The organism is Arthrobacter sp. 05T444 (genome assembly GCF_056395905.1).
The window spans coordinates 1-16,281 of record NZ_JBFTKK010000025.1 but is presented as its reverse complement, the minus strand read 5'-3'; the positions used below and the strand labels follow the sequence as shown (position 1 = coordinate 16,281).

The 16,281-nt window shown below is 65.3% G+C and carries 14 protein-coding genes and 2 pseudogenes; 8 read left to right on the top strand and 8 right to left on the bottom strand.

Annotation, left to right across the window (positions count from 1 at the left end; genetic code table 11):
* Positions 1-95 precede the first annotated feature (95 nt).
* The 3 genes from AC1DD3_RS18970 to AC1DD3_RS18960 form a co-directional block, all read right to left on the bottom strand.
* Positions 96-518: a hypothetical protein gene (locus AC1DD3_RS18970; RefSeq protein WP_476882273.1), complete on the bottom strand. Its 423-nt coding sequence runs from the start codon at positions 516-518 to the stop codon at positions 96-98.
* Positions 519-725: 207 nt separating this feature from the next.
* Positions 726-1,640 carry an SRPBCC family protein gene (locus AC1DD3_RS18965; RefSeq protein ID WP_230118428.1) on the bottom strand — a complete coding sequence of 305 codons (915 nt, stop codon included), beginning with the start codon at positions 1,638-1,640 and terminating at the stop codon, positions 726-728.
* Between the two features lie 331 nt (positions 1,641-1,971).
* The gene (locus AC1DD3_RS18960; RefSeq protein ID WP_476882272.1) at positions 1,972-2,337 is read right to left on the bottom strand and encodes a VOC family protein; all 366 of its coding nucleotides are present in this window, start codon (positions 2,335-2,337) and stop codon (positions 1,972-1,974) included.
* A 140-nt stretch (positions 2,338-2,477) separates the two neighbouring features.
* Here AC1DD3_RS18960 and AC1DD3_RS18955 point away from each other — a divergent pair, with 140 nt between their 5' ends.
* A complete protein-coding gene (locus tag AC1DD3_RS18955) occupies positions 2,478-3,398 on the top strand; it encodes a 2-hydroxyacid dehydrogenase (RefSeq protein ID WP_476882271.1) in 921 nt (306 codons plus the stop codon).
* Between the two features lie 48 nt (positions 3,399-3,446).
* Here the strand turns inward: AC1DD3_RS18955 and AC1DD3_RS18950 are convergent, their stop codons facing one another.
* Positions 3,447-3,881: a hypothetical protein gene (locus AC1DD3_RS18950; RefSeq protein WP_230118422.1), complete on the bottom strand. Its 435-nt coding sequence runs from the start codon at positions 3,879-3,881 to the stop codon at positions 3,447-3,449.
* Positions 3,882-4,089: 208 nt separating this feature from the next.
* Between AC1DD3_RS18950 and AC1DD3_RS18945 the strand changes: the two genes are divergently transcribed.
* The 4 genes and pseudogenes from AC1DD3_RS18945 to AC1DD3_RS18930 all read left to right on the top strand — a co-directional run.
* Positions 4,090-5,865 (top strand): ABC transporter ATP-binding protein, encoded by a 1,776-nt coding sequence (locus AC1DD3_RS18945; RefSeq protein ID WP_230118421.1) that lies wholly within the window; start codon positions 4,090-4,092, stop codon positions 5,863-5,865.
* Positions 5,862-7,898, top strand: a complete 2,037-nt coding sequence (locus AC1DD3_RS18940; protein WP_476882270.1) for an ABC transporter ATP-binding protein — start codon at positions 5,862-5,864, stop codon at positions 7,896-7,898. Before AC1DD3_RS18945 ends, AC1DD3_RS18940 begins: the two co-directional genes overlap by 4 nt.
* A gap of 345 nt (positions 7,899-8,243) precedes the next feature.
* Positions 8,244-9,110 (top strand): phosphotransferase, encoded by an 867-nt coding sequence (locus tag AC1DD3_RS18935; protein WP_476882269.1) that lies wholly within the window; start codon positions 8,244-8,246, stop codon positions 9,108-9,110.
* A gap of 40 nt (positions 9,111-9,150) precedes the next feature.
* A pseudogene (locus tag AC1DD3_RS18930) lies at positions 9,151-9,286 on the top strand (ABC transporter ATP-binding protein); the annotation flags it as partial.
* A gap of 44 nt (positions 9,287-9,330) precedes the next feature.
* Here AC1DD3_RS18930 and AC1DD3_RS18925 read toward each other — a convergent pair.
* Positions 9,331-9,903, bottom strand: a complete 573-nt coding sequence (locus AC1DD3_RS18925; RefSeq protein WP_476882268.1) for a TMEM175 family protein — start codon at positions 9,901-9,903, stop codon at positions 9,331-9,333.
* A 59-nt stretch (positions 9,904-9,962) separates the two neighbouring features.
* Positions 9,963-10,649 carry a TetR/AcrR family transcriptional regulator gene (locus AC1DD3_RS18920; RefSeq protein ID WP_476882267.1) on the bottom strand — a complete coding sequence of 229 codons (687 nt, stop codon included), beginning with the start codon at positions 10,647-10,649 and terminating at the stop codon, positions 9,963-9,965.
* 83 nt (positions 10,650-10,732) lie between these two features.
* Between AC1DD3_RS18920 and AC1DD3_RS18915 the strand changes: the two genes are divergently transcribed.
* Positions 10,733-11,512 (top strand): SDR family NAD(P)-dependent oxidoreductase, encoded by a 780-nt coding sequence (locus AC1DD3_RS18915; RefSeq protein ID WP_476882292.1) that lies wholly within the window; start codon positions 10,733-10,735, stop codon positions 11,510-11,512.
* Between the two features lie 97 nt (positions 11,513-11,609).
* Positions 11,610-12,187, top strand: a pseudogene (locus AC1DD3_RS18910) (ATP-binding cassette domain-containing protein); the annotation flags it as partial.
* A gap of 533 nt (positions 12,188-12,720) precedes the next feature.
* On the opposite strand, the gene AC1DD3_RS18905 reads toward AC1DD3_RS18910, so the two are convergent.
* A complete protein-coding gene (locus AC1DD3_RS18905) occupies positions 12,721-13,149 on the bottom strand; it encodes a GlcG/HbpS family heme-binding protein (protein ID WP_476882266.1) in 429 nt (142 codons plus the stop codon).
* A complete protein-coding gene (locus tag AC1DD3_RS18900) occupies positions 13,146-15,326 on the bottom strand; it encodes a malate synthase G (protein WP_476882265.1) in 2,181 nt (726 codons plus the stop codon). The genes AC1DD3_RS18905 and AC1DD3_RS18900 overlap by 4 nt, the downstream gene beginning before the upstream one ends.
* A 374-nt stretch (positions 15,327-15,700) precedes the next feature.
* Here AC1DD3_RS18900 and AC1DD3_RS18895 point away from each other — a divergent pair.
* Positions 15,701-16,281: L-lactate permease (locus AC1DD3_RS18895; RefSeq protein WP_476882264.1), on the top strand; the 581-nt coding region annotated here is incomplete at its 3' end.

Here is a 16,281-nt window from a genome sequence, read left to right as displayed (position 1 = left end):
GCGTAGGCTGCCGGTCAACGTCGTTAGAGCTGCCCCAAGAAAGTAATACAGAGCAGCCACAAGAAAGTACGACGCACCCTTGGGAAACCAACCAGTCAGGCGTGGAGCCCCGGAGGGGGCCGGCTGCGGTCCTGCCGGGTCTCTTTCCGTTGTGGCAAAGGCGACGGCGAGCAGCTGATGACAGTGGCAGCGGGAGTTGCCGCGATCTGCAGGGCAGAGTCCCGCAGCCAGGCGTCGTCGCCTTGCATGCCGTCAGTGCTGCGCGCTTGCAGCGGCTCACTGGACGCGTCAAAGAAATACGCGACCGGCGGGTAACCATGAACTGCCGGGCTCGGCGCCAGTCCCGAGACGGTGGCGGCGCCGTGGTGGTTATTGAATGCAGAGTTTCGGGCCAGGCCCTGAGTGGACGCCCCCAGGAACACAACGAGTGCGAGGACTGCCATCACCGTGGCGGGCTGCAGACGTTTTCGCTGGTGTCCGCCCGCGGCGGACGCCAACTGTCTGAAGAGGGTGTGCATAAATACCCCCGACGAGAGGAGGGTGCGAGATGTGTCCCACGTTGCCACCGCTTGTCGTGTAGGTCAATCCTAAAAATTTATCGTTCAACTTTTCTTTCTCGGCCACCTGACGTCGAAAGCAAAAAGAACGACGGCGGGAGGTCCCGCCGTCGCTCCAGTGCGTTCGTTTGGGGAACAGGCTGTGGAATTCAGCCGGCCGTGCTGCCCCTAATGCTGGCCGAGATTTCCACCCATGGGCGGGACGGTGCCCGGGCCGCGGTCAGCGGTCTCGTCGCGATCCGCAGCGCTCTGGGTGTCACTGGCGGCTGTTTCGTCCGAATCGCCGTCGTCGTCAATGAGGCCGTTGGTCTGGTCGAAGGGATGGGCGATCGTCTCGTCGGCCAGCGCCGAGCTGTCCGCACCGGTTACCGGAGCCGTGCCGGTCACTTCAGGCGTCCCGGCGGTGCCTACTGTCTCGGTGTACACCGGCGTCACCGCCGGGGTCGCCGTGTGGTCGGGGACTCGCACTGTGGCGTCCGAATCGCTGCTGCGGGTGGCTGCGACGGCTCCTGCCGCTGCCGCCGCGGCAACGCCGACCCCCGCGGCGAGCTTGCCGGATACTCCGGCCTTGCCGCTGTCGCCGCGCGACATAGCAGCATGTTCGACGCCGGGTGTGCCGACGGAGGCGCCTTCGTTGACGGAACCCCGCCAGGCGCCGCTGGCATACCCTTCGTCTTCGATGAACTCCTTGAACTTCTGGAGATCGGACTCGGCCTGGCGATCCACCACGTTGAGCTTGTCACCGATCTTTTCCACCAAGCCCTCGGGCTCGTAGTCAATGAAGAGCCGGACGGACGTCTGCCCGCCGCCCACATCCTCGAACTCGACCGATCCGGCGTTTGTGGCACCCTCGGTGGCGGCCCAGGCGACCTTGCGGTCCGGGATCTGCTCGAGGATTTCCGCTTCCCATTTCCGCTTGACGCCGGCGATCTCGGCCACCCACTCAAGGCGGTCGTCACTCAGCTGGGTCACGCTCTTCACGCCGCCCATGAACTGGGGAAAGTCCTCGAACTGGGTCCACTGGTTGTAGGCCGTGCTGACCGGCACATTGACCAGAATTCGTTTTTCAACCCTCGTGCTCACAGTGTCTCCTTTTGTCGACTTGAACAGGCACCGACGAACAAGAACACAATTCGTCAGCATGCTTACCATATCGGCCTGAACCGTTAGCTGGCCAGAGCCGTCCTCCGGCCGTAAGTGAAAGGGAGCCCCTGCGCGAATCCTGTGGACTCAAGCGCGGAGGCTCCCTGGCGCTCCGGTCTGGGGGGAAAGACGGAGAGCTTGGAATCAATGTACAGCCGGGTGGAGGCTTATCAGGGCATATTTAGGACATCTTGACTAAACCTTGAGCCGAATCACATCTACGCCCCGCGCGAAGAGAGGAAGGCGACGGCGCGCAGCCGGCGGGCATCCGCTAATCCTCGCTGCCCGCGGTGTCCACCACGCAGAAACGGTTGCCTTCCGCATCGGCAAGGATCACGTAGTCCGCGTCCGCCGGCCGCTTGCTCCACTCAACACGGGTGGCTCCGAGACCGAGGAGGCGCTGCACTTCGCCGCCCTGGTCCTCGGCGTACAGGTCCAGGTGGATCCGCGGCGGGATGCGGGCCGACGACGGGACCCGGTCCAGCGAGATGCACGTGCCCACGCCGTCCGGCGGCTGGAGGATCACAAAATCCTCATCCGCCGCCCTTCGCGGTTCGTAGCCCAAGGCTGCCTGCCAGAAGGCCATCTGGCGCGGGAGGTCATCAACGCGGATCACGATGGAGCCGATGCTCAGCATGCGGCCAACGTACACCCGCCCAGGGGCTCCGCAAAGCTGTTGCCTCCGGCCGCTCCGTTAGGCTGGCGACAGAGAACACCCGGCAGGCCGCCCTCCCATGTGACCGACCTGCCCCGAGCCGACGGAGCTGTTGGAGACCCATGACCCGGAAGATAACTGTGAGCCTGCCGGATGCGGCACTTCGCGAGTACCTGACGCCGAACGCGGCCGTCACGGTGTTTGAGTGGGACTTCGCGGGCGAGCCGCCGCAGCGCCAGATCGACATCGTGGTGCCGCCGTACATGGGCGGCCCGCAGGTCCTGCGGAATCTAGACGGCGTGGAGACGGCGCTGGTGCAGAGCCAGTCGATCGGGTACGACGGTGTGGCGGAGGCGCTTCCGGCCGGACGGGTCTTTGCCAATGCCGCCGGAGTGCACGAAACGTCCACCGCGGAACTGGCCCTGGCCATGGTCCTGGCCAGCCAGCGGGAGTTCCCGCGCATCATGCGGAACCAGCAGGAGGGCGAGTGGGACACCAGGCCCACCGCAAGCCTGGCAGACCGCCGCGTCCTCATTGTCGGCTACGGCGGCGTGGGCAAGGCGATCGAACAGCGGCTCATCCCGTTTGAAACGAGCATCACGAGGGTGGCCAGCCGGCAGCGGACGGATGAGACGGGCGTCGTCCATGGCATCGCGGAACTGCCCGCGCTGCTGCCGGAACACGACATTGTAATTGTGGGGGTGCCGCTCGGCGACGCCACCAAGCACCTCATTGACGACGCTTTCCTGTCGGCAATGCCCGACGGCGCGCTGCTGGTGAACGTGGCCCGGGGCCCGGTGGCGGACACCGAAGCCCTGGTCCGCCACACGGCGTCCGGACGGATCCGTGCCGCCCTAGACGTCACGGATCCCGAGCCTCTGCCCCGGGACCACCCGCTCTGGGGCACTCCCGGCGTCATCATCACCCCGCACGTGGGAGGGGCGAGCTCCGCGATGCGCCCGCGGATGGGGCGGCTGCTGCAGCGGCAGATCGACCTCATGCTGGCCGGGGAACCGCCGGTCAACGTGGTGCTGGGCGGCTGATGCGACCCGGTCCCACTCAGGCCGGGTCCTCGTTCGGCCCCGTCCCCGTCAGGGTCCGACCGCGGACCGCCTCGGAGCGTCGGGCTCCAGACCGGGGACTGGAGACTCGTGCCGGCACCGCCGGAAAAACCGGTTGGCGGCAGGAGTCCACATCAGCGCGGCACCGGCCAGCGTCAGGGCCAGCCCGGCCAGGATGAGGCCCGAGAGGTCTAGCGGCGCTCCCAGCGCGGAAAGACCGGCGACCACGGTCAGGAGGATGCGGGCCCAGCCCGCGCCCCTCAGCAGCTCGATCGCGGCCCACACCTGCAGGGCGGTCAGCGGCACCGCGAACGCCACCATGTACGGCACCGCCCAATCGGGCGTGGACTGGCCGAAGTCGATGCGTGCCACCTCCAAAACAGCCGGCAGGAAGCCTGCAGCCACGGCGCTGGCGAGCCAGAACGCCGCCGACGACCTAATGACTGCCGGTATGTCACCGGGCACGCCGGAATCCAAACGCTGTTCCCCCAATGAAGTCCCCAATCTTCAACATGCGATGTACCGCGGATATCCGGCGGTGTTTCACAGCCTACAGGTGACGGAATCTGCGGCCCTGTCAAGTGTGGAAGGAGGGCGCCAACACGTCCCCAGCCTCGCGACGTACACTGTCCAAATCAGTGTGCGTGATGTGCCTGCGTGAGGTGGAGCCCGGATGCTCTGGAAGCTGCTCGTTGAGTACCTGCGGCCGCAGCGGCGGCTGCTGATCGCCGTCGTCGTTTTCCAGCTGGCGCAGTCCATCGCTTCCTTGTACCTGCCCACGCTGAATGCGGACATCATCGATGAAGGTGTGGCGAAGGGCGACACCGGCTACATCCTGCGGGTGGGCAGCCTGATGCTGTTCATCACGCTGCTGCAGATCGCGTGCGCGGTGACGGCCGTGTACTTCGGGGCGAAGGCGGCGATGGGCCTGGGGCGTGACCTGCGCGGGGCCATCTTCGGCCGGGTGGGTGAGTTCTCCGAGCAGGAGGTCACCCGGTTCGGTGCCCCGAGCCTCATCACGCGCTCCACCAACGACGTCCAGCAGGTCCAGCAGCTCGTCCTGATGTCCGCCACGCTCATGGTCGCGGCACCAATGCTCAGCATCGGCGGTGTGATCATGGCCGTCCGGCAGGATGCCCAGCTGTCCTGGTTGATCGCCGTCAGCGTCCCGGCACTGCTGATCGGCGTCGGACTGATCATTACGCGGATGGTGCCGCTGTTCCGGAAGATGCAGGTCCGGATCGACACCGTGAACCGGGTGCTCCGCGAACAGCTCACCGGCATCCGTGTGGTGCGGGCGTTCGTGCGCGAGGACATCGAGACCGCCCGGTTCGCGCGGGCCAACGCGGACGTGACCGACACGGCCCTGCGCGCCGGGCGGCTGATGGCGCTCGCGTTCCCGGTGGTGATGCTGGTGCTCAACGTCTCCAGCGTGGCCGTGATCTGGTTCGGCTCGTTCCGGATTGAGGACGGGTCCATGCAGGTGGGCACCCTGATTGCCTTCCTCAGTTATCTGCTGCAGATCCTGATGTCCGTCATGATGGCCACATTCATGGCGGTGATGATCCCCCGCGCTGCGGTCTCCGCGGACCGGATCGGGGAGGTGCTGAACACAGAGTCAAGCGTGCGCCCGCCGGCGCACCCCGTGGGTTTTGGCGCCGATCGGGATTTTGGTGAAGACGGCGTTGCCCGGCGTCGCCCGCGAAGGGGCGAGCTGGAAATGCACGACGTCGGATTTGCCTACCCTGGTGCCGAGCAGCCTGTCCTCAGCGGGATCGGCTTTACGGCCCGCTCGGGGCAGACGACGGCGATCATCGGCAGCACCGGGTCGGGAAAGACCACGCTGGTGAACCTGATGCCGCGGCTCTTCGACGCCACCGCCGGTTCGGTGCGGTTCGGCGGCGTGGACGTGCGGGAGCTGCACCCGGACCTGCTGTGGGGGCACATCGGCCTGGTCCCGCAGCGGCCCTACCTGTTCTCCGGCACCGTGCGCAGCAACCTGCTCTACGGCAAGCCCGATGCCACCGAGGACGAGCTGTGGCGCGCCCTGGCCACGGCCCAGGCACACAGTTTCGTCCGGGAGATGGAGGGCGGCCTGGATGCGCCCATCTCGCAGGGCGGCACCAACGTCTCCGGAGGCCAGCGGCAGCGGCTCGCCATCGCCCGGGCCCTGGTGAAGCGGCCCGAGCTGTACATCTTTGACGACTCGTTCTCCTCGCTGGACACCGCGACGGACGCCCGCCTGCGGCAGGCACTCAAGCACGACACCTCCGGAGCCACGCTGGTGATCATCGCCCAGCGGGTGTCCAGCATCGTGGATGCAGACCAGATCCTGGTGCTCGACGACGGCCGGATCGTCGGGCGCGGAACGCACGGGGAGCTGCTGGAGACGTCCGAGACGTACCGGGAGATCGTCTCCTCCCAGCTGGCGGCGGAGGAGGCGGCATGAGCACCTCAAGCCGGACCGGAACCGGCAGCGGAACGGGAGCACCCGCCGTCGGACGTATTCCCGCGGGCGGGACAGGAGAGAGGCCCGCGGGGCCGCCCCGGCCGCCGATGGGCCCGGGCAGGGGCGGGCCGTTTGCCGGGATGAATGTCCCGGCGGAGAAGGCGATGAACTTCTGGCCGTCGGCCAGGCGGCTGCTGGGCACGCTGCGCCCGGAGCGGCTGTGGCTGGCGCTGGTCCTGGCGCTTGCCGTGGCGAGTGTGGCGTTCTCGGTGATCGGGCCGCGGCTGCTGGGGGAGGGCACCAACCTGATCTTCGCCGGCGTCGTGTCGAAAAACCTGCCGGCCGGGGTGAGCAAGGACGAGGTGATCGCGCGACTGCGGGCGGCCGGCCAGGATTCGCAGGCGGACATGATCGGCGCGATGACGCTGACACCGGGGACGGGGATCGACTTCGCAGCGCTGGCCAGCGTGCTGGAGTGGGCGCTGGCGCTGTATGTGCTGGCGTCGGCGTTCGGCTGGATCCAGGCGTATGTGCTCAACGGTGTGGTGCAGCGGACGGTGTACCGGCTGCGCGAGCGGATCGAGGCGAAGATCAACAGGCTGCCGCTGCGGTATTTCGATTCAGTCCAACGAGGTGAGCTGCTCAGCCGGGTGACGAACGACGTGGACAACATCTCGCAGAGCCTGCAGCAGTCGATCTCCCAGGCGGTGACGTCGCTGCTCACGGTGGTGGGCGTGCTGGTGATGATGTTCCTGCTTTCGCCGGTGCTGGCGTTGATTGCGCTGGTGACGGTGCCGCTGACGCTGGTGACCACGGCGCTGATCGCCAAGCGCTCGCAGAAGCTGTTCGTGGCGCAGTGGAAGCACACGGGGGAGCTGAACGGCCAGATCGAGGAGACGTACACGGGGCACGCGCTGGTGAAGGTGTTCGGCCGGCAGCGGGAGGTGGAGGAGCGGTTCCGGCAGAAGAATGTGGAGCTGTTCGAGGCGAGCTTCGGCGCGCAGTTCATCAGCGGCCTGATCATGCCGGCGCTGACGTTCATCGGGAACCTGGTGTACGTGGGGATCGCCGTGGTGGGCGGGCTGCAGGTGGCGTCCGGGGCGATGCAGCTGGGCGACGTGCAGGCGTTCATCCAGTACTCGCGGCAGTTCACGCAGCCGCTGGCCCAGCTGGGGTCGATGGCCAATCTGCTGCAGTCAGGGGTGGCGTCGGCGGAACGGGTGTTCGAGCTGTTGGATACGGAGGAGCAGAGCCCCGATCCGGCTGTTGCCGTGGCGCCGGAGTCGGTGCGGGGCCGGCTGGTGTTCGATAACGTGTCCTTCTCCTATTCTGTTGACAAGCCGCTGATTTCGGACCTGAGCCTGGTGGCCGAGCCCGGGCAGACCGTGGCGATAGTGGGGCCCACCGGGGCCGGCAAGACCACGCTGGTGAACCTGATGATGCGGTTCTACGAGCTGGATGCGGGGCGGATAACGCTCGACGGCGTGGACGTCACCCTGATGACGCGCAACGAGCTGCGCTCGCGGATGGGCATGGTGCTGCAGGACACGTGGCTGTTCGGCGGGACGGTCCGGGACAACATCGCGTACGGCCGGCCTGGTGCTTCGGAAGCCGAGATTCTGGAGGCCGCGCAGGCGACGTACGTGGACCGGTTCGTGCGCTCGCTGCCGGAGGGCTACGACACGGTGCTCGACGACGAGGGTTCCAATGTGTCCGCCGGCGAGAAGCAGCTGCTGACGATTGCGCGCGCGTTCCTTGCCCGGCCTTCTGTGTTGATCTTGGACGAGGCGACGAGCTCGGTGGACACCCGCACCGAGGTGCTGGTGCAGAAGGCGATGAGTGCGTTGCGGTCCGACCGGACGAGCTTCGTGATCGCCCACCGCCTCTCCACGATCCGCGACGCCGACCTCATCCTGGTGATGGAGGCCGGGCAGATCGTGGAGCAGGGGACGCATGCTTCCTTGCTGGCGGCCGGCGGGGCGTACTCGGCGCTGTATGAGGCGCAGTTCGCGGCTCCTGTGGCGGAGGTTTAAGGGTTGGCGTCGTCTCGAAAGCCGAGGGTTGGAAGAGCGGCTGGTGAGTCTCGGCCGCCCGCAGTTCATGGCTCAAACCATTGGCTGGCGCCTCCGCCAGTCCAAGGAATTGATTCCAGGGACTGGCCCTCCCCCGTTCCAGCGTCTGCCGACGACGATACCGGTACATTTTGGCTGATTCAGCGGGCATGGCCGGACAAGACACCAGGAGAATTTGTACTGGAGGTTTTGACTCCGGGACGGCCCGGCGTCAGGGGAGCTCATCTGCGTCACGGGCAGTTCGAACTTATCCCGTTGGACGATCCGGGGCTGCCCGCCTTGCGGGGGGAAGCGGAGCGGGGGGAATTGATTTCGTACTGGCCCCACCACCAGGCGGTCGTCCGGGCGGAGGGCCGCTACATAAAGATCTTCGAGCCAGGCGGCGCCGTCGTACCGGCCGAGCGCTGTGCACAAATGGACGTCCTGCTGGACGCCGGCAACTTCACAACACCCAGAATTCTCCGTCAGAGTTCCCAGGAGGACGTCATCGTTTTCAGCGCCATCGAGGGACAGACTCTGAACGAGCTGGGCCAGGTGGAGGCCGCCGTCTGCGATCAAGAGTTCGCCAGGGCGTGGGAGAAATGGTCGCGCGCCTGGGTCACGGAACTGAACGGCTCCTATGGTCCCGCGGCACAGAGCGTTCTCTACAGCCTTCCGCTCCGTTCAGCAGAGTGGGAAGCCACGAAGGCGTGGCGACGGGTGGACGACTGGTTGCGGCACAATGAAAACGTCCCCGAGTTGTCGTCTCAGCGCGATGCCTTGCGTGCCGCTGCAGAGCAAGTGGCCACGAACCTGCTTCGGACAACACCGGATCCTCTGGTATGGGCCCACGGAGACCTTTACGACAGGCAAATCATCGTTCCTGCCGACGAAATGCCGCCCGGATTGCTGGACTTCGACAGTACGGCCCAACACGAGGCCGCCCGGGATCTGGCCGGCCTGGACGTCCGACTGGAGCTTCATCTGCGAAATAACCGCATGACGCCCGAAAGATATCTGACGGCTCACAGGCAGGTGCTGGCCGCCGCCGAGGAACTGCACGTCAGCCCGGCCCGGTTCGATGCGTACTCGGACGCCTTCTGGCTCCGTCTGGCACTTTCTCCGTTACCTGGACGCTTCTCCCTGGCCATCGCCGTCCTCGCGGAACGCGCGGCACGGGAGCTGAGACAGTGAGCCCCCCGGCAGATGACGGCTCCACCCGCAGCGACAGCCGTCCACGATCCTCGACGCCGACCTCATCCTGGTGATGGAGGCCGGGCAGATCGTGGAGCAGGAGAATGCATGCTGAGTTGTTGGCGGCCGGCGGGGCGTACTCGGCGCTGTTCGCGGCTCCAGTGGCGGAGGTTTAAGGGTCTGGGGTCTGGGGTCAGCGTCGGCGTTGGTCTTGGTGCGCCTAGGCTACGAAGTGCTCAACCCGACGATCCGGAACAAGCCAGATCAGCGCCACCACGGTATAGACCGCAACTCCCAGTAACGGCTGTACTGCGCTCAGCGCAAGGCCCGTCAAATAGATCAGCGGGGACGCCTTGCCTTTCCAGTCCCTGCCGACGGCCCGGGCGAGGGCACCCTCCCTGCCCTGATGGCGGATGAGGGTCTGCTGCAGGATGAAGTAGGCGATGGCCGCGCAGAGGAGGTTGATCCCATATACAAGAACCGGGACCTGTAAAAACCCGGACTCGTCCATCCAACGGGTGCTGAACGGGAAGAGCGAGAGCCAGAACAAGAGGTGCAGGTTCGCCCAGAGGATCCCACCGTTTACTCGGTCGGCCAAGTGGATCATGTGGTGGTGGTTGTTCCAGTAGATGCCCACGTAAACGAAACTGAGCAGGTAGCTGAGGAAGGTGGGCAGCACAGCGGCCAACCCCTGCCAGGTCGGTTCGTGCGGCACACGCAGCTCGAGCACCATGATGGTGATGATGATGGCCAGTACGCCATCGCTGAATGCCTCCAGCCGATTCTTGTTCACAAAGTTCCCTTCATCAGCGCCTCATCCCAGCTTTACGTAGTACCGGATATGGGCTTCCCCTACTTTGCCTTGGTCGAGGCCGTTGCGTCGATTGACTGCCGAGGCATCCATGAGCCCGGCACGCGCAGCACCCCAACCGCCGCCACCAAATAAGGCACCGGATCCGCGTCCGACCCCGCAGCCCACTGCATCCAGGCCTCGAACGTCGCCCCGAGATAAGCGGCGCACAGATACCCAGCAACATCCTCGCTGATTCCAGCCGATATCAGGCAAGCGCGCGTCCGCTCCCGCTGCGGCGCCAGCGACTCGTAGCTCCGGCTGGCCAGTTCGGGGTGTTCAGCGATCAGGCGAAGCCGGCCGCGCGTGACCTCCAGGTCAGGGAGAACAGCAACTCCAGCGACAGCCGCATCTCGCAGCCCCGCCAGCATGTCGCCGTCGGAAGCGCCCGCAACGCTAAAGGAATCCAAAACCCGCCCCGATGCCTCGATCGCCGGCTCCATTCCGCCCCAGATGAGTTCGGCCTTGCTGGAGAAGTAGCGGTATAGGCTCTTGCGCCCGATCCCCGCCTCGCGCGCGATGTCCCCCATGGAGGTCTGCTCGTAGCCGCGCTCGGCGAACAGCCGCAGCGCGATGGCGGCCACGGCGTTGGGATCAATCGTCACCGGGCGACCGGTGGAGCGCGGAACGGGCGTCACCGGGCGACCGGTGGAGCGCGGAACGGCGGTCTTCAAAGCATCCGAAGGCATCCCACCAGTATTCACCCTTACATAATGACACAGAGTGTCATAAGGTGGATCGCACCACGATCAGCAACGTCTGGAAGGACATCATGGGCAACGGAGCTACATGGCAGGAAGCCGCCACCAGCGGCCGCTTCGCCGGCAAGACCGTCATCGTCACCGGGGCGGCCTCCGGCATCGGCCAGGCCACCGCCCTGCGCGTCGCCAAGGAAGGCGGCCGCGTCATCGCCGCCGACATCAGCAAGGAACGCCTGGATGACCTGGTAGCCGAGAACGCCGGACTGGACCTGGTCCCCGTGGCCGGCGACATCTCCACCGAGGAGACCGTGGCCGCCGTCGTCGCCGCCGCCGGCGGACAGGTCGATGCGCTGGCGAACGTCGCCGGCATCATGGACAACTTCGCCCCCATCCACGAAGTGGACGACGACCTCTGGGAGCGCGTCTTCCGGATCAACGTCACCGCCCTCATGCGCCTGACCCGCGCCGTGGTGCCGATGATGCTCGACGCCGGCACCGGCTCGGTGGTCAACGTCGCCTCCGAGGCCGGCCTGCGCGGGTCCGCCGCCGGCGCGGCCTACACCGCGTCTAAGCACGCCGTCGTCGGCCTGACCAAGAACTCGGCCGTGATGTACGGGCCCAAGGGCCTGCGCTTCAACGCCGTGGCCCCCGGCCCCACCATCACCAACATCGTGGCCAACTGGGGATCCCAGCTCGCGGCCGAACGCCTCGGCCCGCTGATGCAGGCCACCGTCCCCACGCCCGCCACCGCGGCGCAGCTCGCCGCCTCGATCACCTTCCTGCTCAGCGACGACGGCACCAACATCAACGGCGCGATCCTCGCGTCCGACGGCGGCTGGTCGGCGCTGTAGGGGAGCGGCACCAAACGCAAACGGACGACGGCGGGACATCCCGCCGTCGTCCGCTCACCGTCGCTGCGCACAGCAGACGCCGGCGGCGAATAGGCTCCCACGAGTACCGGGCGAGACCAGGCTGGTGAACCTGATGATGCGGTTCTACGAGCTGGATGCGGGGCGGATAACGCTCGACGGCGAGCACGGATCCGTGGCTGTTCGGCGGATCGACCCGGGACAACATTGCGTACGGGCGCCCTTCGGCTACAGAGGTGGAGATCCTAGGGGCCGCGCGGGCCATGTACGTGGACCGGTTCGTGCACTCGCTGCCGGAGGGCTACGACACCGTGCTGGAGAACGAGGGTTCTAACGTGTCGGCGGCGAGAAGCAGCGGCTGACGATTGCCCGGGCGTTCCTGGCACGGCCGTCTGTTTCGATTTTGGATGAAGCGACTTCTTCTGTGGACACCCGGACCGAGGTGCTGGTGCAGAAGGCGATGAGTGCCTTGCGCTCGGACCGGACAAGCTTCATGATCGCGCACCGCCTGTCCACCATCCGCGACGCCGACCTCATCCTGGTGATGAAAGCCGGGCAGATCGTGGAGCAGGGGCCCACACTTCGTTGTTGGCTGCGGGTGAAGCGTACTCGGCGCTGTATGCGGCACAGTTCGCGGCTCCTGTGGCGGAGGTTTAGCGCGGCTGGCGTATCAGTATTGTCAGGTTGAGCTCTAAGCGCCTCTTGAGCTGTGTCAGAAAAAGGGGAATCACACCCTATGCTGACGCCCATTCGGCTTCTTACCTGACGTCAGGTTGGGGTGTAGTTCATTTTGGATATGAGGGTCCGCCGCACTACGCCTGTTCCCGCGTCTTGGAGCCGGCGGTTGCAAGACGCGGGAATGCGAGACAAACGTTGGTTTAGTTGCGGCAAGGTCCTAGGCCTCTCGTCACTCTCTCTGAAGTTCTGCCGGGCTCGTTTGTCATCGGTACTGCTGTGTGACAAGCCCCTCAAGAAACTACGCCCGGACCGTTCGCATCGTGCCTTCTCTGATACTGAAATGAACGATCCGGCACCGTTTCGGGGAGAGCCCATTTGCCTGGTCTCAGCGGCTGGCACCGCTCTCTATACGTGAATTCGCCGGTTCTTCCCGCCGTTCGCGAGGGGATGCTAGGAGCCGCCGGGCTCACGCGGGCTGAGCGTGCGCCCGGCAGGTCAGATCACCTAGGCGGTCAGGCCACCTGCGCCGTCAGACCGGCCGCCTTGATCGCCGTCGCCGCGGCGGTCTCGTCGTTGTCGGAGCTGTCCCCGCTGATGCCGACGGCACCTGTGATCGTGCCGTCTTCATCGCGCACGAGGACGCCACCGGGCACAGGGATCAGGCGGCCTGCGAGAGCGGCGGTCGCAGCGGCGATGAAGTAGGCCTGCTGCTCGGCGCGCTCCATGATGGCCCGCGATCCCATCCCGAGGGCGAGGGCACCGTAGGCCTTGCCTTGGGCAATTTCAAAGCGGTTATTCGAAGCGCCGTCCTGGCGAGAGACGGCGATGACGTGGCCTCCTGCGTCGAGCACGACAACGGTCAGCGGTTTGAAGCCGTGTTCCTGACCCGTCGCGAGGGCCTGGGCGATGATCGACTGGGCAGTCGCTAGGTCAATGTTCATGAGGTGCTCCTGGCAAGGTCGTGGATGTGTTTCTGCGTGGCTCGGCGCAAGTGTAAAACGGGTTCGGTGTATCCGGACGGCTGCGCGACGCCGTCAAGTACGAGCTCGCGGGCGGCTAGGAACCCCTCGGTGTCGAACGCAGGGGACATCGGCAAATAGTCGGGATCTGAGGCGTTCTGCTCGTCGACGACCGTGGCCATGCGGCGCAGCGATTCTTCCACTTGCTCCGTGGTTACAACCCCGTGCCGGACCCAGTTGGAGACATGCTGCGAGCTGATGCGGCAGGTGGCCCGATCCTCCATGAGCGCCACGCCCTGAATATCGGGAACCTTGGAGCACCCGATGCCGGCATTCACCCAGCGCACGACGTAGCCCAAGGTGCTCTGGATGTTGTTGTCCAGCTCGTTGCGTCGAGCATCGGCGTCCCAATCGGAGGGGTCCCCGACCGGGATGGTGAGAAGCTGCCGCAACGTGGACCGGCGCGCCCCACCGAGCTCGGCCTGCCGGGCGTCCACGTCGACGTGGTGGTAGTGGATGGCGTGCAGGGTCGCGGCGGTCGGCGAGGGAACCCAAGCACAGTTGGCGCCGGCGAGCGGGTGCGCGATCTTCTGGGCGAGCATATCCGCCAGGTTGTCCGGTGCCGCCCACATGCCCTTGCCGATCTGGGCCCGGCCGCGGAATCCGCATTCCAGTCCAATGTCCACGTTGGCGTCCTCGTAGGCGGCAATCCAGCTGGAAGTGCGCATGTCGGCCTTGCGCACCATGGGCGCTGAGAGCATCGAGGTGTGGATCTCGTCGCCGGTGCGATCCAGGAATCCGGTGTTGATGAATACCACGCGGTCGCGCGCCTCCCAGATACACGCCTTGAGGTTGGCCGAGGTGCGGCGCTCCTCGTCCATGATTCCGATCTTGAGGGTGAGTGGGTCAAGGCGCAGCACGGACTCTGTGCCCGCGAGTAGAGCGCAGGCCACTGCCACTTCGCGCGGTCCGTGCATCTTTGGCTTCACGATGTATACCGAGCCTGTCCGCGAATTGTTGCGTGCGTTCGGCCCGCGCAGGTCGTGCACGGAGCCGAGGCCGGTAAACAGGGCGTCGAGGATCTCCTCCGGCACCGGCTCACCGGCTGTATCGAGAACGGCGTCACTCGTCATGAGGTGGCCGACTTGGCGGATGAGCAGCAGCGAGCGGCCCGAAAGGGCCAGTTCGGATCCGTCAGGTGCGGTGTAGACGCGATCGGTGTTCAGCCGTCGGGTATAGGTACCCCCGCCCTTGGCGACCTCGGCGGTCAGAGTGCCCTGCATCAGCTGCAGCCAGTTGCGGTAGCCGACCACCTTGTCCTCGGCGTCGACGGCCGCCACCGAGTCCTCAAGGTCCATGATTGTAGTGATCGCGGATTCCAGCACGATGTCTTTCACGCCGGCTGGGTCGCCCGAGCCGATGAGATGGGTGAAGTCGATCTGGATCTCCACGTGCAGGCCATGATGGACGAGCAGCACGGACTCAGGCGCATCCGCGGTGCCCCGATAGCCGCGGAGCTGGTCGCGCTTGGCCAGCTCTGTCATGCCGTTCGGGGTCTCGGCGACAAGGAGGCCGTCTGCGATACGGTAGGCGGTGACATCTGCGTGCGAGCCGGCCGCCAATGGCACGTGCTCGTCCAGGAACTGTCGCCCGCGGGCGACGACGGCGATGCCCCGAACCGGGTTGTAGCCGCTCGTTCGCTCACGTCCCTCCGCTTCGTCGATGACGTCGGTTCCGTACAAGGCATCGTACAGCGAGCCCCAGCGGGCGTTGGCCGCGTTGATCGCAAAGCGTGCATTCAGCAGCGGCACGACCAGCTGGGGGCCGGAGATCGTGGCCATTTCGGGGTCGACCTTATTGGTCGTAATAGTGAAATCCGCAGGCTCATCGGCCAAGTAACCGATCGAACGCAGGAACTCCTCGTAGACCTCCGGGTCCCCCGGACCGTTCAAGCGGTGGAACTCGTCAATCTGCTGCTGCAGCAGGTCACGGACATCCAGCAGGTCGCGCACCTGCGGCGAGAACTCCCCGATTAGCGCCGCGGCGCCGCTCCAAAATTCCTCCTCCTCGATCCCCGTGCCCGGCAACGCCTCGTCCCGTACAAAGGCATGGAGCTCTTCGGCGACACTAAGGCCGTTAGTTTCTATCCGGTGTGACATGTTCCTCGTCCATCCAAGTTATTCCGCACAGCGGAAAGATTATTTCAACAAGTAGAACCTAACGAGAGCAACGCTGCCTGTCAACGCTCAAGTGCAATTCGCTCACGACGTCGTCTCAGCGATCCCGCTCCGGTCGGCGCTAACGGCTAAAAGCAAGTTCAACTTTTCCCCACAAGACCATTGACTAGTGGTCAGACCGATACGTAAAGTCAATCCATAACGCAGAATATTTTTATCGTATGGTGGAAAAGGTGCCTTGGATCTTCAAGCTCCGTACCGGAAGCCGTCGGGGAACCTGCCCCGTAAATTGACGCTTTCAGTCCTATGCGCCACGTACTCTCTCCCTCCCCGCTCCAAATACAAAGGAGTCTTTTGTGAGCACTTACCAGCAAGTCGTGGATCCCCTCTGGGGTTCGCTTGGCCTATCCGCCTTGTGTGCGGCGTTGCCGTTGCTTCTTCTGTTTGTCTTGTTGGGTGTCTTCCGTGTGAAAGCGGCAAAAGCTGCCCTGACAAGTCTGCTGCTATCAATTGTCTTGGCCACCATGGTTTGGCAGATGCCCTTGGATCAGGCTCTTAGCGCCACTGCCGCCGGCGCCTTTTACGGCCTGTTCCCGATTCTGTGGATCCTGGTGAACGCCCTGTGGATCTACAAGCTCACCGTGGCCACTCCGTGGTTCGATGCCCTCGGCCGGACCATCCGGTCCATTTCCAACGACCTGCGCATCCTCTCCATCCTGATTGCGTTTTGCTTCGGTGCGCTGCTGGAGTCCCTGGCTGGTTTCGGTGCACCGGTGGCGATCACCGCGGCGATGCTGATGGCCGCCGGCATGAAACCGCTCAAGTCCGCCGTTGTCTCGCTCCTTGCCAACACAGCCCCGGTGGCCTTCGGTGCCATGGCTGCTCCCATCATTGCCCTGAACGGGGTCACCGGCCTGCCCTTGCACGATCTGTCCTC